The following is a 23,121-nucleotide window of genomic DNA, read 5'->3' as shown; positions in this document are numbered from 1 at the left end:
TGATATACCCATGTTCTGTGCCGCCAAAATCTGCGCATAATTTATCTGACAGGGATTGGTTTATTTTATCTAGACTAAATAGCTTTTAAAATAGTAGATCACTTTGAGGGAACTCAATCCGGTTTGAGTGATCTGATCAATCTTTTTATGTTTAATCTGACATAACAGTTTGTTCTATCTTTTACTGCTGAATTTAGCCATACCCGGTTTTTGTGGATTGGAGACAAACCTAGGATTTTCGGCTCCGGGTTTCCAGCTTACTTTCATTTTTGCACCAATACTGTTGTAAAACCAATTCAATTGATCAATATTGTTGACAATTATCCATTTTCCTTTGCTAACAATAGCGACAGGAAATTCTCCGGGTTCAGCAACAGCTTTGACAATTCCCCCGCGCTTCTTTATCTCTTCTTTTTCTTTGTCCATCGCAAAAGCGGGATAATTTACTTGAGGGCCATGCCTGATAACATTGTGCTCAATATCTTCAAATGGCCGTTTTTTATCAGATTTAGCGATAAATTCATTGATGCGATTAATAATTTTCTTTTCTTCTGGCGAATCAGATGGAACGGAATGCGGTTGAGTGGTGAAACTAATCATATCATGCATATCATAGTCTCCGGTGAAAGGCAGTGCAGCCCAATTATCTTTTTCTTTCAGAGGGGACAGGCTGGTTTCGAGATCGTCTAAATTGATAGGATAAATTTTTCCATTGACCTGCTCATTTGATAAACCGTGTCCATTACTCATGTAAATACCTAGAAGGTGACCAGTTTCTTTATCCCAATGGCCTACATAGCCTTCAATACCTGCTTCCTGCACCTTCCTTATCACATCTGAAGCTCCATCTTCGGGGTATGCTTTTTTAATTGAACCAGGCTTAATTGTTTTTTCGAGAATATCATGTCCTTTAGCTGCCGCTCCTTTGCTCAAGGCGTTGAGTGTTGGTTCACCTGCTGCCCGAAAACTTACAGCGAATTTACCGACTCTGGAGGCTTCTTCTATTGGTTTCATATGGTCTTTGCAAATAAAGGTTTTCTCAACTTCCTGCCTGGCTTCCCCCCCAAATTTCATCTTTGGAACTTCTGGGAGTGAAAGGTGTTCATTAGAAGAGCCTGATGGTGGCGATATTCTGGCGGTATTTTTAGATCGTTGTTTGGACGTTTTCTGAGAATTAGCATATTTTGGCATTGATAAGCCCTCTGTAACGGTTAAGTCTGTTATATTTAAAATTTATATACTTCTACGGTTATTATCCGGATGACCTGATGTTCCGAGTATGAATATCTAAATAATAAATATTTGTGTGAGTTTGCATAATATATTTAAATTATTGTGTAATGTATGGAGACAGGGCGAGAGTATGAAAGGCTTTATTTTGAACGAATCGCTCAAATAAAACACTTGCCAATGCTTGAATAAGGCCAAATTGAGCGTTTTTTATCCACATGTGGATTTCATTACATACAATTTAAGCTCAAAAAACGTTCGCGCTCTAGCCCTGACCTCTCATCTACACATGTTTTAAGCTAGAATAATCGAACGCTCTAATTTCCTCGTTAAAACCTGTCACTTGTTCAAAAATAAGTTTTGTAATTGAAGAAGGTCCCTGTTCTATTGCCTTGTTCATTAAAACACTATAGGGGCGAAGACTTGCTCTATCGGCGGAAGAATAATTTTTACATGTATAAATCACTTGTCTACCTCGTTTTTCTCGTTTATATCCAAAATTGAGAAGACCTAATATTTCTCTCGCTGTAACTACATGGTAGCCCTCTTCGTGATTCCATAAATTAGCAGGGGCTGCTGTTGACATTAGATGAAAGTCTGCATGTCTATGAATACCACCAAGTACCCAACAATCATTTATTATACCAGACCATTTGTCTATTACCAGCATATTTCCGTGGGAATTTTGGTTCCATAAATTCTCATTTATTCCTTTACCAAGTCCAAGCGGCTTAAGCCATTTTTCTTGCCAAAGATCATTAGCTCGACCAATTAACATTGGCCCATTTGATAAAAGGGCTTTACGATAAACTAGCCAGCAATACTCTGTTAAATCATTAAGATGATTCTTGTTCCTTCGATTGTTAGGGAACTCATTGGAAAGACTTTCATGAACAGTATCCTTATTTTGTTCCCATAAGAATGGATTGTTCTTTTTTTTATAACCTAGTGATTCGAGATCTCGCCTTAATGTTAAAATTTCATATTTTTTCATATTTCATACCAACCATTTATGATAAAAATATTATAGGAAGTTATTTTTTATTGTGTCCACATTCTATTTATTATCTCTGAATTAATGAAGACTGATTTAATCATTCACCAGATTTAAGTTTCATGCCTGTTGATTTCTTGATAGAGCTTCTGGGTTTTCTTGAAGGCGTTATCTAGTGCTGATTTCATCCATACTTTGTTTTCTTCACCAGAGATACTTATTAAATCCGTATAATTAGCGGTGTAGCTTTGCAGTACCTGTTTTCGTTCATCATCTTTTTCCTGCAACGCTTTATAGACGGCCAGGCTTTCATTGACGGAGTGACCACCGTCAAACACCAGGAATGCCAAGGTATTAAGATACCCCTGAGCCGCAGAAAAGGTTGGATCTTTGCTGGCGATATAGTTATTGAGGTGAACCATGATATTGGTTGAACCGGATGTTCCTGTCACCACGGAGTGGTTTTGTGCCAGAGCATTAATTTCAAATTTGGTTTCTTGCTCGGGAGTGAGGATTCGACCTGCTGCGACCTTTCTGCCATACAGAAAGTCATTATATTTATCACCTACAGGTTGATAAGGTAGCGCAGTACCATAATCATTGGTCTGTACTCCAATTAACTTCGCTTCATGGGTCGAACGGGTCTTTTTAATCTCATTCGTATAAAAACGATCTCCTTCTCTCTTCCATGAAGCCATTTCTATTCCCATATCTTGGTTGACTGCCATTTTGACCGCAAGGAAGGGGATTTTAATCACATCAAAACCGTTATCTACTTTAGTCATCATGGTATTGAAGTTGGCAAAAGTCGGTGATCTCAGGAAGGTCGTTAATTCAGGTACTTTGCTAAACCATGGACGAATATCCTTGTTAATATCTTTAGTGAAGGAGTGCATCTTGGCGGCAATACGCTGATCACGCAGTTCATTGTCGGCTGCATCAGGAAACAACGTATGCATAAACTGCTCAAATTCTTGTACCAGGAATTGGCCTATCTGCCTGGAAGTTTTCTGCGCATTTTCTGATGGTGCTTTCACCATTTCATGAGCTAATTCGGAATCAAAACGGCGACCAAAGAGGTTATCAATATATTGCCCGGTGTATTTTTTCTCATTGCTGGCATCAGCTTGTAATTGCAGTGCTAAAGAACGCAGCTCAGGATGCGCTTGTAGTTGAGTTACTGCGTTATCAAAAAACTGCTTGATAGTTTCTTGTGTTGTTTCTTGTTTTTTGAACCTTGTCACTTGCCCTGTGAACCAAAGTTCCTTGGCTCGTTCAATCAAAGACATGAGAATTTCCGCCTCTTCCAGTTCGAGTTTCAGTTCCAGTTGGGTCACAAAAGCGATAATGCTTTCACTTTCGGTTTTGGGCGCTTCTCGTTCTGCCGTCGAATTGGTCTGGGTTAATGCCTTGATTGCCAAATTGGAGAGATGGGCAATTTCATCTTGTGTCATATCTCCTTTCAGACCGATGACACGCCCGAATCCGTCGAATAATACTTGTTGTTCAAACTGTACGGTATCTTGAGGTGTTACTGTGATCCCCAAGATCCCCGCAGACTTGGCGCTTTGCATTTGACGGTGTGCAACCAGCTTATTCATTTCAAGACGCAGATCTTTTACACGTTCACTGCGTTTGGCGAATTCATTCGGGTCATACTGTTGCCAATAAGACAAGGCTTCTTCAAGCTTCAAGACATGCTTTTCATTGGGTTGTTTGACTGTTTTATTGAAGGCGCTACGCACAGTTTTCAGCTCTTGACTGGGCTGATCTAAATTTACCTTGCCAAAGCGTCGCTTGGTGGAATTGATAAACTGTTTATTCCCCTTATTCAGTAAGGATAGTTGCAGTTCTAATGTGTCGTTATCTATCTCTTCATCATCCTCAGTCGAATGCTTCGGATGGGTTAAACGTTTTTTCTCTTTGTTTTTTGAATAGTGAGTATTTTCACTATATTTGTTCATTGGCATAAATAAGATTCCAAAATGGTGCTACATCTTATACCACTCATAATTCTATGTATAACAATGGGTTGAGGAAGGCCATGTGTAGCAGAATTATGAAACGTTATTTATTATCACCTACTAATTTCTTTTGATAAGAGTTATCTTGGGAATAAGTAATTTATAAATTGAAGTATTATAACTAGCCTGTTTTTTTTATCAACTGTCAGTGCGGGATCTTATATTTATTGGTTTCTTGCGTTTTGGGAAAATAAATGATGATGACGGTAAATTGGTGTCACTATCATGGATAGGAATAGATTTTTTTCTTCAAAAATTGTTTTTTCTTCAGGAATGGTGTTCTTTTTCTCTATAGGCGATTGACTTGGATTAAGATTGGCAATCCGTTCGAGCTCTTCTGGATCATTAATTACGCGTGTGATAGCGTGGCCTGGAATTTCTGGTGAAATTAGTACTTCTTTATCGGCAAAGGCGTTTTGAGAAATGCCGCTATTTGCGGTACTAAAGAAGGTATTACTTGGTTTATTCAGATCGAAGATTTTAGTCGTGTCAGGCAGCTTATTCACGTCGATCTCTATTATTGGCGACCAATTTTTTTCTGGTCTTAGCCTTCTTTCTGATACGGGTCCAGCCTGATTCCAACTCCTTACCGTATTCGTACACCATAATTATCACCTATGAGTTTTTAGTGAAAAGTATTCATCTTTGATTTTGTTATATTAGAATTGAATACGGGGGACTTCAACCACATCATCATAACGTTTGCGTTGGTTGATATCGTCGGCCTGAGCGGTAAAACGATTATTTTCATTTACCTTGAGGGCCGGCAATCCAAGATGATGGGTAATACCTGGTAAAAAGTGATCAATACCTTTATGGGATTGCAGATGAGCATTACCATAGATGGCAACGAACTTCTCTCCCGCAGGCAATGGTTGTAAACGCTTAACTGCCACATTATTAGCCGCACCGGCACGATACATCAGGCCATGCTCTCCTTCGGTAGGGCGAGTTGTGCTGTTGTCATCTAGTGCAATGATTTTCATCTGCTTGCTTCTGGCCTGTTCAAACAAATTCGTAGACAAATGTTTGGTCTTAAGTATTGCGGCCAGCTCAGCGGGCATGGGTTCATTCTCACTTGTCAGGAATTTATCTATCAACGGTTGAGCTAAGTCTGAGCGTAAGTGCTCCAGACCAATGACCGTCACGCCATGCGCTTTTAATACATCCATCTGCTCTTCGACAAAACGTAATCCGTTCAGATCTGAGCCATGACTTTCACCGATCAGTAACCCTTGGCGATCTTTAAGTAAAAGAGACAACTGGCTATTCAGATCCACGCTGTTATTCAATTGATGATTAAATTGCGTCAGCGCATCTGAGGAAAATTGCTTATCCCAGGCAGCCACATCCGTGTTACGCGAGCTGTGATATATTGCTTCCATTTGTTCCAATCTGCTTTGTTCCAGTTGGGTCAAATAGGCAGGATTAGCAAACCGGTTAAGTAAAATTATTTCTTGCGATTTAGCAGAACTCGGTTCGGCTTGTTTGGCTGCTTCCTTAAGGAAATAGACCGCCATCTTCACGCTTTCAACTCCTCCGGCCATATCTAGCAGCTCGTTATAGCTGTAGCCAAGATGGACCTGTTTATTCTGTTCATCAAGCCGGGTATGAGTCAGTAACCCTTGACTCTGAGCAATATCCAACCACTTTTTGAAGTCATCAAATTGATCGCCTAGCTCCACGTGGAATTTAGGTTCAAAGGGCAGGTCGTTGGGAATTTTTCCCTGATAGCCTGTTTTAGCCGCAAGATAGGGATCTTCTTTCACCCAGCGTACCATCAGGTCGGTCAGCCTAGGTGTATTACCTTTGGTCTCATCACGGGCAATCTGGTAGATCTGTGATGCCATTGTAGGACGGGTTTCCGCCATTTCCAACAACGGGTTGCGTACTTCCTGCAAAGCATCGGTAAACATCAGATTGCCTAGCTGTGTTTGCATTCTTCTCAGGGCAGTATTACGTTTAGAATCAGGATGTTCCTCAAGATAGCGGGTAGTACGCTGATGCAATTTGAAACCTGCCGTGAATTGCTTATTGCCACTCAGATTATGGAGATGCTTAAGTTCATCCAGAATTCCCTGATAGGAGGGGCCAATCCGTTTGGCAAAGACAGCCGCTTCTTTACGTAAATTATCGCTGGTGATGAGGCCATGGAGTGATGGATTATTCTGATGGCTTTGAGGCAATTCTAGTGCTTGTTCCGATGATTTCTCTTTATCATTGCCTAATTGTATCGACGGTTTTATCGTACTCATATGCCATATTATCACCTGTTAATTCTCGGTAAGAGGTATGTTTGGAAATAAATACTATATGGATTGTCTATTGTCATTTTATTTTTTAAAAATAAAGTTAAGTGTATTTTAATATATACCCGCTTAACTTGAAGATGCAGGATTCATAGCCTGGAAGTTGTCATTAATACGGCACAACAGGTTCTCGGCAAGTTCTGGTAATATTTCCGTAAAAAAGCGATGTATTGCCTGCCCAGGGCGGGATTCCACTTTGTATTTAATTTAATCAAAGATAAGTTGACTACGGAATTCCTCTGACCAAATAGCTCTTCGACGTTTAGCCGCCTGACTGTCTTTTATACTGGTATTCTGTTTAATCACGCTTAATGCAATTCGGTTAAAAAGCGCCATTTGTGCAGCCCCATTAGGATCTTTGAGTGAGATAGCATCTTCTCGAAAAGTGACATCTAATACCCAATGCAGCTCGTTTTCTACCGACCAGTGCCTTCTTATTGCTTTAGCCACGATTTCCGCCTCCAACGGTAGCGAGCTGACATACCCGCGTGAATCACGATGGGGAGGCTGGCCTTTTACGCTTCGTTCACTGACGACTTCAATAACACTTTGTATTGAAGGCCATTGCCGCCCGAAGGACCTCCGGTAATACGGCACGAATTTGCATGACATGCCGAAATTCTGTCCGTCCATGACCGCTATTTTTCTGCGTAAATTCAACCAGCTCATCACTCTCATAATGCGAAGCAAAATACGATTTGACCCATTCATAGAGGGTCTTTTGATTGCCTTTGAGACCCACAATAAAATCACCGCCGCGCTGAGTCATTAACGCAAGGGTTTCTGTCTGGCAATGCAGGGCATCCATAGTGACAATCGCGCCATCAAGCGCCAGTAATTCAATCAATTGTCTGGCAACCGGACCTTCCTGACCCTTGCTTTCGGCTGCCTGATGGTATAGGGCTACACCGGATTCAACATCATAAGCACTGACCACATGCAGGGCTTCAAATAATGTCCCCTTACAGGTTCCTCTCAGGGTTTTTCCATCAATGGCGATAAGACTTTTTCCTGCCCTGACCCGACGCTGGTTGATCCAGGCATAAAAGGCTCCAACCAGTGCATCTTGCTCTATCATTTTGATAATATTAGCAATACAGTGACGACGAGGAATACCGTGAGTAAAATGCGTGTATTGTTTAAGCCACTCGCTCTGTAACTCACCAAATTCCTGAATCGATTTCCAGCCAGAAGCGCCGCATAATACAGCGGAGAAGGCTAAAAAAATCACATCCATTAATTCATGTTTTTTATTGATGTCAGAACGGGGGTCTTCTATCTTGCTGATAAAATTAAAAATACTCATTATTAGGATCGCTTTTTTATGGAAGAAAGAGAGCTTAACGTTTTAATGAGGGAAATGCCTATAAAAAGTCATATTCTGATTTTTATTTAACCAAAATAACCTTATTAAAAATATGAGATCTCACCCTGCACTGCGGCAGAGTTAGTTGGTGGCGACAAGACGACTTCAGCTTACTATTTTCACCGCCTTAGAGTTCTTATCGCTGATTATGTTTTCGGGCTTCTCGAGCTTGACGTCTTTAATGTAACTATGTTCGGATTTACTGAGTTGGGCACTAACATAGGTTTTTCATTTGGGTTCCAGGTCACTTTCAGTTTTGCTCCAACACGTTCGTAAAACTCTTGTAGTTGATGGATATCGTATACGATTGTCCATTCTACTTTTTTGTCGCTGTTTTTAATGGGGTCTTTTTCATTGGTGCCTCTTTTACTGGCGATAGCAACAGGAAATTCTCCAGGTTCAGCAACAGCTTTGACAAGCCCTCCGTTTTTCTTTATCTGCTCTTTTTCTTTGTCCATAGCAAAAGCAATATAATTTACTTGAGGACCATGCCTGATAACATTATGTTCAGTATCTTCAAATGGTCGTTGTTTATCATATTCACAGATATATTTATTAATAAGATTCTTTATTCTCTTTTCGTCTGGTGACTCGGATGGAATTGAATGTGGTTTAGTGGTGAAATTAATCATGTCATGCATATCATAGTCTCCAGTGAAAGGCAGTGCAGCCCAGCTACTTTTTGCTTTTAGAGAAGCCAGGCTTGTTTCAAGATTGTCTAAATTGATGGGATAAATATTTCTTTCTATCTTATCTCTCAAATTCTCTTCTGATAAACTGGGCCTATTTTTCTGGTAAATATCCCTAAGTGATAATCCGTGTCCACTACTCAGGTAAATACCTTCAAGGTGGCCAGTGTCTTTATTCCAGTGACCTACATAGCCTTCTATAGATGCTTTCCGTACTTTTTCTTTCACATCATCGGCTTTACCTTGGTCACGATAAGCTTTTTCGATTGAACCAGGTTTAATAGTTTTTTCAAGAATATCATGTCCTTTAGCTGCGGCACCTTTGCTTAGAGCTTTAAGCGTTGGCTCACCTGCCTGACGAAAACTGACAGCAAAATTACCGACTCTGCATGCTTTTTCAATTCCTTTTATGTGCTCTTTGCAAATAAAATCTTTCTCAACTTCCTGCTTGGCTTCCTCCCCAAATTTCGGCTTTGGAACTTTTGAAAGTGAAAGGTGTTCATTAGAAGAGCCTGATGATGGAGATTTCTTGGCGGTATTTTGAGTACTTGATCTGGACGTTGTTTGAGAATTAGCATGTTTGCACATTGATAAGCCCTCTGTAATGGCTGAATTTGTGAGATTTAGAATTTAATTAACTTAAGTTTGATAATAAATAAAATTCTAACTTTAATTTTTAATTCTTCAATGTTATTATGAAAATTATTGATGTCATATTATATTAAGTAAATGCCTGCTAATTTTAATTAAAAGTATTTCAACAAGAAAAAATATATTAATTGTATTCAATTTCCCCTTGATTGAGGAAATATTTTAATAAACACATCAGTAAAATATGTTTTCATATGAAATTATTAATTAATGGCAGAATGGTGATTCATCATTTTAGTAGAATAAATAATAATTTTATATGCCAATTAATACATCATGGTTTTCTTTGGAAAGAATAATACCTATGCCGTTTATCTCAATAACGGCATCCTGACTATTTTTCCATGCTAAAATAATATCTTTTATTTTCTGTAAATAAATTAAACTAGTGGTGCCGGAAGCTTCAAGAATGACATATTTATTTTTATTTCCTCCATTTTTCTCCATATCGGGTTTGGTTGTCAGATTTACTTTAGCAAGGGAAAGACGTATATCTTCTGTGCCGCCCAAATCTGCACATAATTTATCTGATAGGGCTTGGTTTATTTGTAAGCTATTCAGATTTGGTTTTTGATCAACAGAAGCAGAAATCTGCTTAACCGTTGTTATACTATCTTCTTTCATGCCTTTAAGTTTTATCGGTGCTGTAACTGAATACAATAAAGAAAGGCGTGGACGATTGCCGAGGGATTGCCAAAAGTTACCCAAACTATTTAGATTTTCCTGCGGTGGAATAACTCGGGTGTATGCCCCTGGAATTTTAGGTAATTGCCGGTTGTTAACTAATGCGTTTAAAACGTATGTCATGACTTTCGCAGCTTGATTACCGGGTTGGCTATCAGGGCTGGTACTGTCGCTTGTTGGCTTATTCGGATGCCAGTAGGTAATTAAATAGTTATAATTGATATTGACCCAGCCTGGTAATAATGTGCTAGTGGCAGGATTATAACTCCTAGGTTCGGCAGCGCGTAATTGTAGGTCTTCATGTATATCATAAAGAAATACACTTACTGTAGGTACCGAAGGGATTGAGTTTATTTCTGGTAGATCAAAGCGGATATCAACTTTATGATCATAAATTTTTAAATGTTGTGATAAAATATCTTTTAACGCATTATTAACTTCAACAATGGCATCGTTAGGATTAATGATATTTGTCATGTTAACTCCAATTTTATTAAGTATTTAAAAAAACAGTCGGCCTGTTTTATCTAATTCGAGTATCATTGCCCGTTCTATATGTTTATTTTCAATCTGTTCACTATTATCGTCCGCAGCTAATATTGATGATAATAAGGCAATGTTTCTGATATTAGCACCGGTTAGGTCAGCTCGTTTAGCCAGGTGTACAAAATTAATTTTATCGGATAACTTCAGTTGTTCAGGCCAGATGATTTGCCACATTTTTTTACGCAATGTTTCATCGGGATACGTAAAACGGGTAATGAAGGTAAAACGGCGGTTAAACGCACTGTCCAGATGGCTACGATTATTAGTGGCTAAAATAACCAATCCGGGATAATCCTCCAGCCGTTGTAACAAGTAAGAAACTTCAATATTGGCATGTCTATCTTGAGCATCTTTGGTTTCACTGCGTTTGCCAAATAGGGCATCGGCTTCATCGAAAAACAGCACGCCGGAATCGGCTTCGGCCAGATCGAAAATTCGGGAAATATTTTTCTCGGTTTCACCGATGTATTTATTCACAACGGTAGAAAGATCCACTTTAATCAAATCAACACCAAGATGCCCGGCAATCACTTCGGCGGCCATCGTTTTTCCGGTCCCTGATTCACCATAAAATAGGGCGCTAATGCCGGTACCATAACCTACTTTTTCCTGAAAACCTGAACTTAATATTTGATCACGATAATTAATGGCAGAAATAATTTCTCTTAGGTGTTGAGTTAGTTCTTCTGAAACCATTAAATCATTAAAATTGCGTTTGGGTGTTATGCGCTGGGCTAATTTACCGAAATTTTGTTGGGCACGAAAATTTAATGCCTTCTGCAAATCGATTTCTTTCAATTGGTCTTCCGGTTGCCGGAGTATTTGATATTGACTGGCTTCTTTAAAAATTAACGGTAATGTTTCTGCGGTAAATGAAAAACGTTGGCATAACTGGAGAAGATTAATTTCCCGATCGGCATTATCTGGTAGATTTTCTGTCAGTATCGTTTTTTTCTCTGCCAGCGTGGCTATCGGCATCTCAATTTGCACCATTGGCAGGTGTTGAATCCATGCTAATGAACCTCCCGGTTCTACCAGACAAACAACACGTAATTTTGGTTGATTTAGCAGGGCGGATAATTCGCTCTGCCATATTTTCTTTTCCTCTGCAAGTAAAGAAAAATTGCGGATTAATAAACAGGCATTATGTAGCCGGGCTTCTCGTATTGCGTCTGTTAACAGGCTAGCTATGGTGTTGGTATTCTCTTCGTCCGGTAGACGAGCTAAATCGAGAATTAAGGTATTTATGTCATGAAATGCCATAATATTATTGACTGCTAATTCTCTGGCGCTGTCCTGTTTTCCTTTGAGGATCACCAGCGGGCGTACTTCATCTATTTCATTTAATAATATTTTTTTAAATGAATGATAAAGGGTTTGCGGATACCAAGTTTGTGAGGCAGAAGAATACCAGTAAGCACAGGTTATTAGGGGAGGTAAAATAACCTGTTGGCCGGATAAGAAATGCCAGATAGCACTGTGCGTTAAAAATTGCGTTTGCAGCCAAATGGGTTCCTCATGGTTATTAAGCTGTAACAGATGATCATTGATTAATGGTGTTGGCGGTAGAAAACTATTTTGCAGTAATTGCCACTCACTTTGGCGTTGGCTAAATAATTCAACAGCTAAAGCAAAACTGGGCCATTGTTTTTTACTGTTACCATTCAGAGAAGCAAATAGTGCATGATAACGGTTGTCAAAATGCGGTAATAAGCCTAACAATAAGACATCCTGTTCAAATTCAGTGAGTTCAAAACGTTCGACTAGTAATGATAATGCATCAAGGAAAGGGCTTTCTTCTGTTTTCGGATAGCTAGCAATATCATTCGTTTTAGATAGCCAATGAGGAATGCCTTGTGGTTTTATCAAACGTTGAGTGACTTTATCTTCAGCAAGTAAAAAACTTTCCGGTAATGAATCGTATCTGTCGCTATTTTGGTAATAGTAGTGTTGCAATAGCAGATCGATACGTTCCAGATGAGGATAAATCCAGCGAAGCTCTGCCACCATATGTAGAGATTCACCGGGGTTATTTGTCAGTAGGGAGTCCATATAAACCTTTATTAAATGTTTTGCCAGTCGATCCGTAAAGGGAGATCCAACCAGGGAAGCTTGGCGATATTGAGTGGCCAAGGCCAATCGGCTAACAGCGCATCAAATGGCTGAGGTTGTACCGTGATTTTGATTTCCTGCTCATTGACCAGCAATTCACCCGGTCGTTGTAAAAACAGCTGGCGGGCGTCATTACGGCTTAACTTTTTCCAACTGGGAAGTTGACGAATAATAGCATCTAGCCACTGTTCTGTTATTAACTGCTTTTCTAGTTCGATAGAGAGTGGTTCCGTATTTTCATTGGCCGTTAGCCCACACAGAACGTAATTTAGTGCTTTTCGTTCTGTTTGTATTTCTTCGGTTCCCCAAATTAGATAATCAAGGAGATTAACCGCGCTGAACTGGGCCTGACGATGGATAAATTTTTGCTTTTCAAGTAGTCCAAGTTGATTAAATAATGTGGGTAGTATTGGCCATAGCACTAATATGCCGGCATTATTCACTGCTTGTTTAGGCAATAAAGTGGGTTCAAAACGTGGTCTGTTAATAGTTTGAAGTTGGTGGCGGTTATTTCCTCCTATAACAGGTGTGCCATCCGATGTTGATAATGCTTGCCGATCTTCGTAGATTACCTTTTTATTTGTTGGATATTGATACTTCTGGACATTTGAAATATCAACGTGAGTAATGGTTGATTCTTTACCGGATGCGTTTTTATCTATGTGGTTTGGCATAAAGCATTCCGATAGATATTGGTACTCTGCAACAGACAGGTGCTTTTTGCAAAGTTGTGAAACAGAAACTGTTTGCCAGAGTTGCTTTAGCCAACCATTTAATGAGGTATTGTGGGTTATAGCCTGGCGAAATAGCGTAATAATGGGTTCTGCATTAAGTTCACCTCTATTAAGTTTAAGCGTAATTTGCGAGATGATTTTTGCATCGGGTTTGGGTATTTCCTGTATATTATTTTGCTGTATATATCCCAGTGCATTGAATATCAGTTGTTCGGAGGAGACAAGCTCATCCTGATGTTGTGGCCTGTTTGTTCTTTTAGATAACCGGTGGTTGATGGCGATTAATAAAGTCGGTTGTTTGATAGCTAAAAGCCGTTGTAGACCATGTTCAGATAAACAACTTTTTGCTAATAATAACGCTAATTTGTCTCCTATCCTCATTAATTGATTTGTTAATTTTTTCACCTTGATATCAATGTTTTGATTATTCTCTATTGCCTCTATTGGGTTTTGTTGGGAATGTTTTTGATATAATGAGTGAATGAAATTCGCTGCATCAATTAAATTATTATCGACAAATAAAAGAGAATTATGGGTAATTTTATTTGACATGTATGAATTCAGAATAATTTCTTCCTTATGATTTATCTGATATTGGCTTAATGCCTTACTTAGAGCAGAATTGAGCCTAACAGGGAACAACGAATTAAAATCATGTAGGATTATTTCGCCAAGATTCAGGGTTAGTGTTTCTAAATATATATTTTGATTAATTTCATGTTGGTTAAAGCATGAGTTGATTAGTCTGTTTATATTGGCTTGATTAAGCAGGGAGCCATGCAGTACTTTTCTAGCTACCTGTTGATTATTAGCTGCAATAGTAATGGTAATCCGAGTTAATAGATTTGGTTCTGAAACCATATAAGTATTTCCTTATAATTAATAAAAAATGGACGATTTAAATCTGTTAGTGTAAAATAACATCAAAGTTTCATAATAAAGGCTAATAAATAATAAGGCGGAACTACATCAACACTGTGAGTATGTGGAGGGGATAATGCTGTTGCCTTATGATCATGTCCTTTTCCACCACCCACTTCTGAAGTATGTGGGTGATAATCATTTCCATGTGCACTTGGGTGCCATAGGGAAGAGTCGGCTTTATTATTTATTTGGTGATTTGTTGATCCTATAGCAGTATTACCATATGCAAATCCCTGAGTTTCAAAATAAGGAAGACTATCGATATGACTATGTTTTGGAATTTGTAATTCTGTTAATGTCGTGTCTTGCACAGTAACATCTACTAAAACTTCAGTTGATGTTGTATTTCTGGGGAAGTTTTTTTCATTTTCATTACCGTAGGCTTTATTGCTACTTTGCCCTGTCTCAGAAATGTTTTCACCACACATAATAAAACGGTTTCTTAAATCTGGAACTATAATTCCATTATAAGTATTTCCATCACAAAAAGCCCAGCCTGTGGGAGCACTACTGCCAGAGAACATCACAATCATTCCTCTGGGGAGTACTTTATTGGGATCAATACTGACACCACTCTCATCAACAGTAATACCACCATTAGCCTTAATTTTTACCGCTAATCCACCACTATCATTCAGCTCTAGGGTTGAATTTAGGCCATTGGTTTGATCGGGAGCTTGACCAACTGCCCGGCGACCTATATCAGCAATATCAATTAAGTCGGCAAAATCTGTCTGTAATGGGATACTACCTTCTTTAAATCGGTTTTTTAAATCACCCCCTGATGGGCCATTTGGTTTATCATTGAAATTTTTCATCTTGGATTTTGTATTTAATGAATTATCTTGATTTGTCATTTTTATCACCTTATATAGTATTAAATTACTCTGTTGTAAATATTCTATAAATGTCACCTTGTGATCAAAAAGGAATGATAAAGGATTTTTTTAAGAAGAGGTATTATAATTAATTGCATATTTATCAAAGTATGAACTTAGTGCTTTGATGACGGCTTAATTAAGCAAGGAGCTATGTAACGCTTTTTTTGCTGCCTGTTGGTTATTAGCTTCAATAGTAATGGTAATTCGATTTAATAGATTTGGCCATGAAGTCATGCTAATACTCTCTCTATTATTAATGGATGATTTAAATTTTCAGTTTTTTTGATAAATCTTAAAGTTTCATAATAAAGGCCAGAATATAATATGGCACAGTGACATTATTACTATGGTTGTGTTCCCCGCTGATCAGGTTTATAGAGTGAGAATGGGGATTTCCTTTACCACTAGTAAATGTATATGGGGAAAAAGTCTGTTCATAGAGACCACTCGCTCCTGCGGAGACATAAGTGGTATTATGTCGAAGATAACTTTTACCATTACAAAACTCTGTATAGTAGTAGGCTTCGCCTTGAATATGAGTATGCATTCCATTCTCGTCTTCTGTGAGTGAGTGCCCCTCCGTAGTTCCTGTTATATGCACGGTTTGATTTTCTGATGTGAATGTGAACTTTTTATTGCTTTTATCGCCCAAAAACAAATTTAAAGACTTACCATTAATATCCTGTGTTTTACCTCCCATGATAAATCGATCGATTAAATTTGGTGTATTCTGACTGCCATCACACAGTGCCCAACCTGTAGGAACGCTACTGCCAGAGAACATCACAATCATTCCTCTGGGGAGTACTTTATTGGGATCAAGACCGACACCGTGTGAATCCACAGTGATACCGTTATTTGCTCTAACCTTTACTCCATCAGAGTCTGCGGTTAAGCCACTATTAGCATTAATTTTTACCACTAATCTACCATTATCGTTCAGCTCTAGGGCTGAATTTGGGTCATTGGTTTGATCGGGAGCTTGGCCAACTGCCCGGCGACCTATATCAGCAATGTCAATTAAGTCGGCAAAATCGGTCTGTAATGGGATACTACCTTCTTTAAATCGGTTTTTTAAATCACCTTCTGATGGGCCATTTGGTTTATCATTGACATTTTTCATCTTGGATTCTACATTTAATGAATTATCTTGATTTGTCATTTTTATCACCTTATATAGTATTAAATTGTTCTGTTGTAAATATTTTATAAATATCACTTTTTCTTTTTTCTGAAATGAGTTGATTTTTGCTTTTATCACCTCTAGATTGATGCAGAGAATATTTGATTAATGTGTTTTTGTTATTATCCATAATTAATGGCAGTATTCTCTGGAAATTTTTATTTAGAATAAGTTACATGTAATAATTGATCATAAATGATTATCTCTTTATTCCATTCAGTTCCAGACTCTCCAATCACGCTAATACGCTGCTGTTCGGAAGCAATTCGCATATTACCAATACCTGTTTCAGCGGAAGGTAGACGCCCCAAGGCCAAGGTTTCTAAAATTTTATAGGCTTCATCCCCTAAAGGCGCGTCATTGTTTTGCCAACGTTTATAAGTACTGGCAAAATTTTTAAAGTGCTCCTGTGACAGCCAGTGAATAGTCATTGAAATATGAGCAGGAAATTCAGCTAAAATCTCAGTTTTAATCCAGGATTCCAGTTTGTGAGAGTCAACGCGGTTATTATTAATGAGCTGGTAGTTAATTACAATACTCACTAAAAATGAAAAACGATCAGCCAAAGAATATTCTTCTTTGGAGAAATGCCAGCGATAACGCCATGCTTCTGCTTCTGATGGAAAAACATTTGTTGAATTTTCATTTATCTTAAGTAATATCAGGCCGTTAATGTGATCATATTTAACTACTTGCGCCCTGAGTTCATAATCAGTTTGTTTAATCGGCCCGGATGGTGTCATCACATATTTCAGGGTGATTTCATCATTATCTTTAATTATGGCAGGGAAGGGGCTTTGGGGGCTGGAAGTTATCCACCGTTTACCTTCTCCACTACTTTCATTTAGTTTCTTGGCATAAACCAGTTGATAATTCATATCTTCTAGCCATACCGGGCTGTTTAGCCAGCGCAGTTTATCTTCATCAAATGCACTGTGTATTCTGCTCAGATTGCGTTTTAAATCACTGCTGTTATTAGTGCTAAGAGAGAATGTATCCCCTTTAACCTCAGTGATCATTTGGCCCCGTAATGTGAATTTGCTGTTACTTTCTTCAAAAATAATTAGGTTAATTACCTGACCTTGAAATAACTTGCCGGCAGTACCTTTCTGCTTGATTCTTAACTGATCATTTTCAACCACCAGAGAATCAGGCTTTTGCTCAGTATCGAATTCTGTGTCGGGTTTTTTCGGTAAGAGTTGACGATGTTCAATTAAATAAAAAGGGAGTTTATCCAGCTCTGGGTTTTCTTTGAAACACTCTCCACCCAGACCTAACCGGGCAGCGATGCGTTTCTGGAGTGCCGATACCTTATCGATACGAATATTATTACGCTGATATATGAGTTCGGGTTGCTGAGCTAGATACCCGCGCTGGGTAGAAAGAAAATCTTTATCCGGAGATTTTTTTAGTGTTTCGAATAGAATGGGCAGAGAATCTTTATCCAGAGATTTTTTTAATGTTCTTGGTAGGGTAGATAGAAAATTTTTATCCAGAAATTCTTTTAGTTTTGATTGTTGTGAGTCTGGTAGCAGTAGTGGGCTTGCACACTTAGCCCCAAAATAACTCAACAGATAATCCAGGATAGCGAGTTCTTTAGTGTAATTCTCGTTATTATTATTGATTTGAGCATCATCACCTAACTTTTTAACTAAACTAGGTATTATTTCCTGATGAATATTTTGACCAACAGTATTTTTTTGAAAAGGCCATTGCGTACCATGCACAGTATTCCCTCGTTGTTTAAATGCCAATAGTTTCGGCAATAGGGCAAGCTCGGCGCAGCCATTAGCTAGCATTTGCTCAAAAGGCAACATAAATTGGTGCAATTGTATCTGCTGCGGGGTATCGGTGTTAGTTTGTAATCCATAGCAAGCAGGTAACTTATTACTCACTGGGTAGTAATTTAGAACTTTATGATGTTTTCCCCAGTTCAATAATTCTGGCGGTGTATCAATCAAGGGGGCTGTGATTATTTTTTTCTCTATGTCTTGTTTGGAAGCGACAACTTTAGTTCCACCTTTAGCGGTAATAGTGAGCGCGTTTGTTTCTAAAATAAATGTTAAGGGATCGTCGCCCCATAGCCTGGGATAGTATCCCTGAGCGATTGTCCAAGACCAATTATCTTTCTCCTTTTCTAGGAGTAGTGAAGTAATGGTTGTCTTTTCCTTATTTAAATCTAATGTCAGCCGGGTAATACTTTGTACCCCTTTGATAGCCAGTAACCGATTGATCAGAGGGCTTAGGTTTAAGACTGTAGAGTTTTCATAATTTTTAGTCGGAGGTAACTTTGGTATCCAGCCGTGACGTAAATAAGGCCCATCAAAAATTTCTTCATTACTGTGACCCTGCTCTTTCATTGCCTGTGTGGTATAACGTAATGGCTTTTCAGTCACTATTTGTTCTGCTTTCATATAAACTTGGGCGAAGATGTCAGCGATATCTTTAACATCATTATCAAGCTGAATATTAATCTGCAACGGCAGATCGACGGGTTCCAGCCAAATAATTTTACTGACGTTTTCGCCTAGATTGCGATTGTCTTTCAGGAAAGATTTTAGCTTTTCCGTAGCCAGCTGATTATTATCGGCTTGAGTTTCCCGGCTGGGGAGTAAATAAAGCCAATAATTTCCTCTTAGTGCTAACTGGCTATCTGAGCCGGAGTTTTTAAAGCTGTACTCACGTTTTTCTTTATTATACCAATAGTTATAGCGTTTATCGTCAGGCTCACAAATGAGCTGTACATCGTTAAATAAAAAATAACCATTAACGGTGTCGTCACTGTGTAAGTCCAGTAATGCCCGGTGATAATCCTCTGCGGTAATTGGGCCACAGGTTAGCATTTGTTGTGGGCCAAATTCTTTGGGAAAAATACCATCGCCTGGTGTTTGTTCTCTTTTTTCCGGGGTAAGGAGATTCTTGAGTGGCAACGAGTGGCGGTAGGCTAAATCGGACGCGCCATAACAACAGGCTTCTAATAAAGTGATACCGGGATCATTTTCACTCGTATCACTCCAGCACTGCCCAGATTGTTGTTTAATAACGGCCTTTGCTTGGGCGAGTAAGGTATCAAAGGCAATATCGTCTTTAACGATAGGAAACAGGGTATCTTTATTATTCATTTGTCAACTCCTTGGTTTGAGGAAGTTTCTTTTAGGGACCAAACTAAAATCAGCACTTCATCATGGTCAGCTTCTATACTTTCATCGACAGAATCAGTGAGGTTGCATTTTTTCAAAGTTAAGTTAGTGACCCGTTCAACCAGAGGTGATTGTTGAATCGTGGCTAATAACTGGTAATAGTCAATGCGATTACCTAGCGTTACGCCGATAGTGATATTTTCTCCCCACGGCATGTAGATTCGACTCAGTTCCTGTTGTAATTGATGACGGCCATAATCGGGGTTAACGCCTGAGGTAAACACCAGTTGATAGTTGATCTGCACGTCAACGTAGGTGGGATTCTTAATTTCAATGGTTGTCCAGGGGCTGCTTAATCGATCTAACCATTCGACCATTTCAGTTAATCGGGCTTGGTTCAATTCTGGACGTAGCTTATCATCGTTATCTTTGTAGCGGTTGTCAGGGATTACAATTAATTGCCGCTTTTTCGGGGCTGGGACTTTGGTTAATTCACTGACAGAAGGGTATTTGACATCAAATAAGCTGACAAAATTCTCTTTTAGTAAGGTAACAATATCACTCCAGCTCAACACTCGGTTACGATGGGAAAGTCGGGCAGGAACCCGTGCGAGGAATGCTTGTTCTGTTTCTTTTGGGCGACCGTTCCAGGATGCCCAGGGTTGAGTCACCTCGCTGATTGAGGTTGAAGCGTTGACTAGTTGTTTAATGCTTTTTGCGGTCAATCCGTTGATAAAGTGCTGCTGCTCAATGGTTTCTGCGTTGATTAAAGTGGCGGTTGTAGCGTTATATAATAGGCCATTAATTCTTGGGTAATCCGGAGGTTCAATCTTACTAGTTACCTTTATTGGTATTTGTGCTTTTATCCAGTACCGTGCCTTCGGCATTTGAGGTGCTTGATTTGAAGCATCTGGTGGCAACAGGGTGCGCCAAGCTCCCCGGTCAAGCAGGTTACGGGTTTGGTCGTGAATCAATTTATCCAATGGATTCCAGGTATTTTTCTGATTTAGATAAAACCAAGATAAAGGTAGCTCTTTAAGGCTTTCTAATTGCCAGTATAGGGATAAAGTTTGCCCTGGTAGTACGTCAGTGAATCCCAAATAGAATGCATCATTGGTTAATGACGGTATATTTTCTTCTGTCTCGGTCCAGCCAAAAGGGGTCAGGGGATAAATGGAGTATTGCTCTGTTTTAGCTTTGACACTGAATGTAACCTGCAATGCGCTGATTTTCGGGGTATAGGCTTGATTTTTATCTTTTGGATCTTGCCAATATTGAGAATGCAGAAAGTCCTGTCCGGCCAATTCTATGCGTATTGAAGCGGGCCAATCATTGGGCTTTGGGCTGTCTACAAGAGGGTAATTCATTGCCGGTAAGGTAAATTTTAGGTTTTGTCCTTGTGGTGGATCATTGGGCTGTTTGTCTTGACATGGCGGAGCAAATAGCGGTTGAATATTATTACCCTCATTTAACTTAATTCTTTCCTGAGGTGTGGCTAAATAAGCCTGCACGTTAAATGCACTATTATCGGCAGGTTTAGGGCCATATTTTTCATACCATTTCGAAAAATTCTCTGTAGGCAAGCCAACCCATTGAGGGGTAAGAGTGAGTGTTGCACCTTCAGAACCATACCATTCAGGGGCAACCAGATTAAAACCAGAGCCAAGCACCGGTGATTGACCGAAAGGGAAGCTGGTAGTATTTGTTTGTTCAATACCGCTGTCAGAGGCATAGCGCACATTTTGGTTGCCGTTAATGCTAATTTCAATACCTGTAATCTTAGGCAGAATAGGGCCCTGAGTGGTGCTGAGCTTTAAGACCGGTACATCAAACGTCATATTATCAAGGTTGTCAGGGGGAGTGATAGGAGCATCTTTAGCTGATGAGCAAAGTTCAAGATAATTAATACCATTAACATTTTCTTTTTTTACTAATAATGAAAGCCAATGTTTTCCAGAACTGATTTGAGCAGTAATGCTGTTAGGATTACCCATCCATTCATTTGCTAGAGTTACCTTGATATTACGTTCTCCTTTCGACATAGCAAATAAAGGAGAGGTAATCAGATAACCAGACAGGATTGGGGTATCATTGGGGGTTGGGCTAAAAAGCTTAATACCGTTTTCGGGTAATTTAATATTATCTGAAAGGTTAAGAGGTGTTGCAGATTGCCAGCCATCGTTATCTTTTCGAAACCAGCGCAGGTCGGTCAATTTTCCTTGATTCGCCAGTAAATCTGTATCTGATGCGTACTGTAATGGGTTCCCAGCGCTGTCTTTCCCGGCATCAAACAGGGTTCCTTTAGGGATAAAATATTCTGTGTTGTCCGTCTTTAGGGTAATACTTAAAGCAACGCTATCCGCTTGGGAACTTCTGGGTTTCAGACCCAATAATTCCCGGTAATAAAGATCACGATGCCGTGCCGGGAAGGTATTGAATAATGTTTTGGTTGTTTCTAAGAGTTTTAAAAAGGCCAGTACAAAAGTTTGATGTGCCGGTAAGTGGCCATCTGCTTTATTAACGTTTTGGTAAATATCCGCCAATTTCTCAGGATTATTTTCCTGAATAAAGTAGAAGCTGTCCCAGAGTTGTTTTTTCTCTTGATCGAAAGGTATTTCTTTAGTGTACTCTTGTAGCCAGTTTAAAATATCTAGCGTACTGCTTTCATCAAGTTTAAAATCCGTATCCGGTACGATAGCGGCGAGTTTGTTTTTTAATTCGGTGTGTCCCATATTATACCACCTGTTATTCGAATATATTTCAGATATCTTTTCAGAGAATAGGGCCGTTATTTAACAATGAGCCTTGAAGGATTATTTATCCGGCACTGACAATATATTGGCTGGCAATAAATCGGCCTTTTCCCATACTAGGCGTCGTTATATCTGGACCGGCTGACGGATTATTCGCTGGTTGTGATGGGGTAAAGCGGGCGGTAAATTGTTGCCCGACAACAATTACGGCATCAGTGCTGAGACAAAAGTTTACTTGCTGGCTGGTATCCAATTGAGCAATGGTGACTGTTCCCATACCGGGAATGGGGTGGCTGGGGGTAATATACTGCGCTTGAAGTTGTACCTTTTTTTCATCACCCACAATAGCGATTTTTTTGCCCTGGATTTGCGCATGCCCACTGCCTTTGATGGTTGCCAGCCCTAGGATCGTGACCTGTCGGTTGCCGAATAACGGTTCGAACAGCAGGCTGTCGCCATCGACGATCAGTTGCTTGCTCATGGGCTCACCTTAACTTGACCTTCGTTGATCTCAAGGACCCCTTCAAGTTGTTGACTGATTTCGCTGCCTCTCAGGGAATAGGTCACTTGGATATGCAGGGTATTAGGTGAGTCTGTTCTCTGATTTACCTGAATATCTGTGATTTCTGCTCTGGGTTCATAGCGCAGTACTCGCTCTTCAATACGGGTCTGAATCTCCGCCATCAATTCATCACTGATATTTTCAAACATATAATCATTTAGACCACAGCCGTAGTCTTCACGCATAATTCTTTCCCCAGGTTCAGTGAGAAAGAGGATATTTATACTCTGTTGAACATTTTTTGCACCTTCTGCCATGATTATTCCATTCTGATAAGAGAACTGTGGTGGAAATGCCCAGCCCCGACCATAAATATCGGCTAATATTTTGTCTGTCATT

General features: G+C 39.4%; 15 protein-coding genes and 3 pseudogenes. 1 reads left to right on the top strand and 17 read right to left on the bottom strand.

Annotated features, from left to right (window positions below):
* Window positions 1-174 precede the first annotated feature (174 nt).
* The 7 genes and pseudogenes from ACGF7G_RS10035 to ACGF7G_RS10005 form a co-directional block, all read right to left on the bottom strand.
* On the bottom strand, window positions 175-1,191 hold the full coding sequence (locus tag ACGF7G_RS10035; RefSeq protein ID WP_387465141.1) for an Insecticial toxin: 1,017 nt from the start codon (window positions 1,189-1,191) through the stop codon (window positions 175-177).
* 322 nt (window positions 1,192-1,513) lie between these two features.
* A complete protein-coding gene (locus ACGF7G_RS10030; protein WP_387465140.1) occupies window positions 1,514-2,224 on the bottom strand; it encodes a hypothetical protein in 711 nt (236 codons plus the stop codon).
* 113 nt (window positions 2,225-2,337) lie between these two features.
* Window positions 2,338-4,194, bottom strand: coding sequence for a hypothetical protein (locus ACGF7G_RS10025; protein WP_387465138.1), 1,857 nt, complete (start codon window positions 4,192-4,194; stop codon window positions 2,338-2,340).
* A 218-nt stretch (window positions 4,195-4,412) separates the two neighbouring features.
* Window positions 4,413-4,754, bottom strand: a complete 342-nt coding sequence (locus ACGF7G_RS10020; RefSeq protein WP_387465136.1) for a hypothetical protein — start codon at window positions 4,752-4,754, stop codon at window positions 4,413-4,415.
* Window positions 4,755-4,907: 153 nt separating this feature from the next.
* Entirely contained in the window at window positions 4,908-6,503 is a 1,596-nt protein-coding gene (locus ACGF7G_RS10015) for a membrane-targeted effector domain-containing toxin (RefSeq protein ID WP_387465134.1), read from the bottom strand.
* Between the two features lie 123 nt (window positions 6,504-6,626).
* Window positions 6,627-6,734: pseudogene (locus ACGF7G_RS10010) on the bottom strand (IS630 family transposase); the annotation flags it as partial.
* A 30-nt stretch (window positions 6,735-6,764) separates the two neighbouring features.
* Window positions 6,765-7,863, bottom strand: a pseudogene (locus ACGF7G_RS10005) (ISAs1 family transposase).
* Between the two features lie 132 nt (window positions 7,864-7,995).
* Here ACGF7G_RS10005 and ACGF7G_RS10000 point away from each other — a divergent pair.
* A pseudogene (locus ACGF7G_RS10000) lies at window positions 7,996-8,076 on the top strand (IS1595 family transposase); the annotation flags it as partial.
* On the opposite strand, the gene ACGF7G_RS09995 reads toward ACGF7G_RS10000, so the two are convergent.
* The 10 genes from ACGF7G_RS09995 to ACGF7G_RS09950 all read right to left on the bottom strand — a co-directional run bounded on the left by ACGF7G_RS09995 (window position 8,070) and on the right by ACGF7G_RS09950 (window position 23,120).
* Window positions 8,070-9,200 carry an Insecticial toxin gene (locus tag ACGF7G_RS09995; protein WP_387465131.1) on the bottom strand — a complete coding sequence of 377 codons (1,131 nt, stop codon included), beginning with the start codon at window positions 9,198-9,200 and terminating at the stop codon, window positions 8,070-8,072. The pseudogene ACGF7G_RS10000 and the gene ACGF7G_RS09995 sit on opposite strands and share 7 nt — an antisense overlap.
* Before the next feature lie 318 nt (window positions 9,201-9,518).
* Entirely contained in the window at window positions 9,519-10,424 is a 906-nt protein-coding gene (locus ACGF7G_RS09990; RefSeq protein WP_387465130.1) for a DUF4255 domain-containing protein, read from the bottom strand.
* Between the two features lie 24 nt (window positions 10,425-10,448).
* A complete protein-coding gene (locus ACGF7G_RS09985) occupies window positions 10,449-12,545 on the bottom strand; it encodes an ATP-binding protein (RefSeq protein WP_387465128.1) in 2,097 nt (698 codons plus the stop codon).
* Between the two features lie 11 nt (window positions 12,546-12,556).
* Window positions 12,557-14,200, bottom strand: coding sequence for a contractile injection system tape measure protein (locus tag ACGF7G_RS09980; RefSeq protein WP_387465126.1), 1,644 nt, complete (start codon window positions 14,198-14,200; stop codon window positions 12,557-12,559).
* Window positions 14,201-14,262: 62 nt separating this feature from the next.
* Window positions 14,263-15,120 (bottom strand): tail fiber protein, encoded by an 858-nt coding sequence (locus tag ACGF7G_RS09975; protein WP_387465124.1) that lies wholly within the window; start codon window positions 15,118-15,120, stop codon window positions 14,263-14,265.
* A gap of 316 nt (window positions 15,121-15,436) precedes the next feature.
* Complete coding sequence (locus tag ACGF7G_RS09970; RefSeq protein ID WP_387465122.1) at window positions 15,437-16,306, bottom strand: tail fiber protein; 870 nt, start codon at window positions 16,304-16,306, stop codon at window positions 15,437-15,439.
* 179 nt (window positions 16,307-16,485) lie between these two features.
* A complete protein-coding gene (locus ACGF7G_RS09965; RefSeq protein WP_387465120.1) occupies window positions 16,486-19,449 on the bottom strand; it encodes a hypothetical protein in 2,964 nt (987 codons plus the stop codon).
* On the bottom strand, window positions 19,446-22,199 hold the full coding sequence (locus tag ACGF7G_RS09960) for a hypothetical protein (protein WP_387465118.1): 2,754 nt from the start codon (window positions 22,197-22,199) through the stop codon (window positions 19,446-19,448). Before ACGF7G_RS09960 ends, ACGF7G_RS09965 begins: the two co-directional genes overlap by 4 nt.
* An 85-nt stretch (window positions 22,200-22,284) precedes the next feature.
* On the bottom strand, window positions 22,285-22,701 hold the full coding sequence (locus tag ACGF7G_RS09955) for a hypothetical protein (RefSeq protein WP_387465116.1): 417 nt from the start codon (window positions 22,699-22,701) through the stop codon (window positions 22,285-22,287).
* The gene (locus ACGF7G_RS09950; RefSeq protein ID WP_387465114.1) at window positions 22,698-23,120 is read right to left on the bottom strand and encodes a GPW/gp25 family protein; all 423 of its coding nucleotides are present in this window, start codon (window positions 23,118-23,120) and stop codon (window positions 22,698-22,700) included. The genes ACGF7G_RS09955 and ACGF7G_RS09950 overlap by 4 nt, the downstream gene beginning before the upstream one ends.
* Window position 23,121 lies beyond the last annotated feature (1 nt).

This window comes from Photorhabdus sp. RM323S, assembly GCF_042879375.1.
GTDB classification, from domain to species: Bacteria; Pseudomonadota; Gammaproteobacteria; order Enterobacterales; family Enterobacteriaceae; genus Photorhabdus; species Photorhabdus tasmaniensis.
This window is presented reverse-complemented; position numbering and strand designations above follow the sequence as displayed.

Coding starts and splice junctions, on each gene's coding strand:
- ACGF7G_RS09950 (WP_387465114.1), bottom strand. CDS start 23,120: ATGACAGACAAAATATTAGCCGATATTTATGGTCGGGGCTGGGCATTT.
- ACGF7G_RS09980 (WP_387465126.1), bottom strand. CDS start 14,200: ATGGTTTCAGAACCAAATCTATTAACTCGGATTACCATTACTATTGCA.
- ACGF7G_RS09955 (WP_387465116.1), bottom strand. CDS start 22,701: ATGAGCAAGCAACTGATCGTCGATGGCGACAGCCTGCTGTTCGAACCG.
- ACGF7G_RS09985 (WP_387465128.1), bottom strand. CDS start 12,545: ATGGACTCCCTACTGACAAATAACCCCGGTGAATCTCTACATATGGTG.
- ACGF7G_RS10025 (WP_387465138.1), bottom strand. CDS start 4,194: ATGCCAATGAACAAATATAGTGAAAATACTCACTATTCAAAAAACAAA.
- ACGF7G_RS09960 (WP_387465118.1), bottom strand. CDS start 22,199: ATGGGACACACCGAATTAAAAAACAAACTCGCCGCTATCGTACCGGAT.
- ACGF7G_RS10015 (WP_387465134.1), bottom strand. CDS start 6,503: ATGAGTACGATAAAACCGTCGATACAATTAGGCAATGATAAAGAGAAA.
- ACGF7G_RS09970 (WP_387465122.1), bottom strand. CDS start 16,306: ATGACAAATCAAGATAATTCATTAAATGTAGAATCCAAGATGAAAAAT.
- ACGF7G_RS10035 (WP_387465141.1), bottom strand. CDS start 1,191: ATGCCAAAATATGCTAATTCTCAGAAAACGTCCAAACAACGATCTAAA.
- ACGF7G_RS10030 (WP_387465140.1), bottom strand. CDS start 2,224: ATGAAAAAATATGAAATTTTAACATTAAGGCGAGATCTCGAATCACTA.
- ACGF7G_RS09995 (WP_387465131.1), bottom strand. CDS start 9,200: ATGTGCAAACATGCTAATTCTCAAACAACGTCCAGATCAAGTACTCAA.
- ACGF7G_RS09965 (WP_387465120.1), bottom strand. CDS start 19,449: ATGAATAATAAAGATACCCTGTTTCCTATCGTTAAAGACGATATTGCC.
- ACGF7G_RS09990 (WP_387465130.1), bottom strand. CDS start 10,424: ATGACAAATATCATTAATCCTAACGATGCCATTGTTGAAGTTAATAAT.
- ACGF7G_RS09975 (WP_387465124.1), bottom strand. CDS start 15,120: ATGACAAATCAAGATAATTCATTAAATACAAAATCCAAGATGAAAAAT.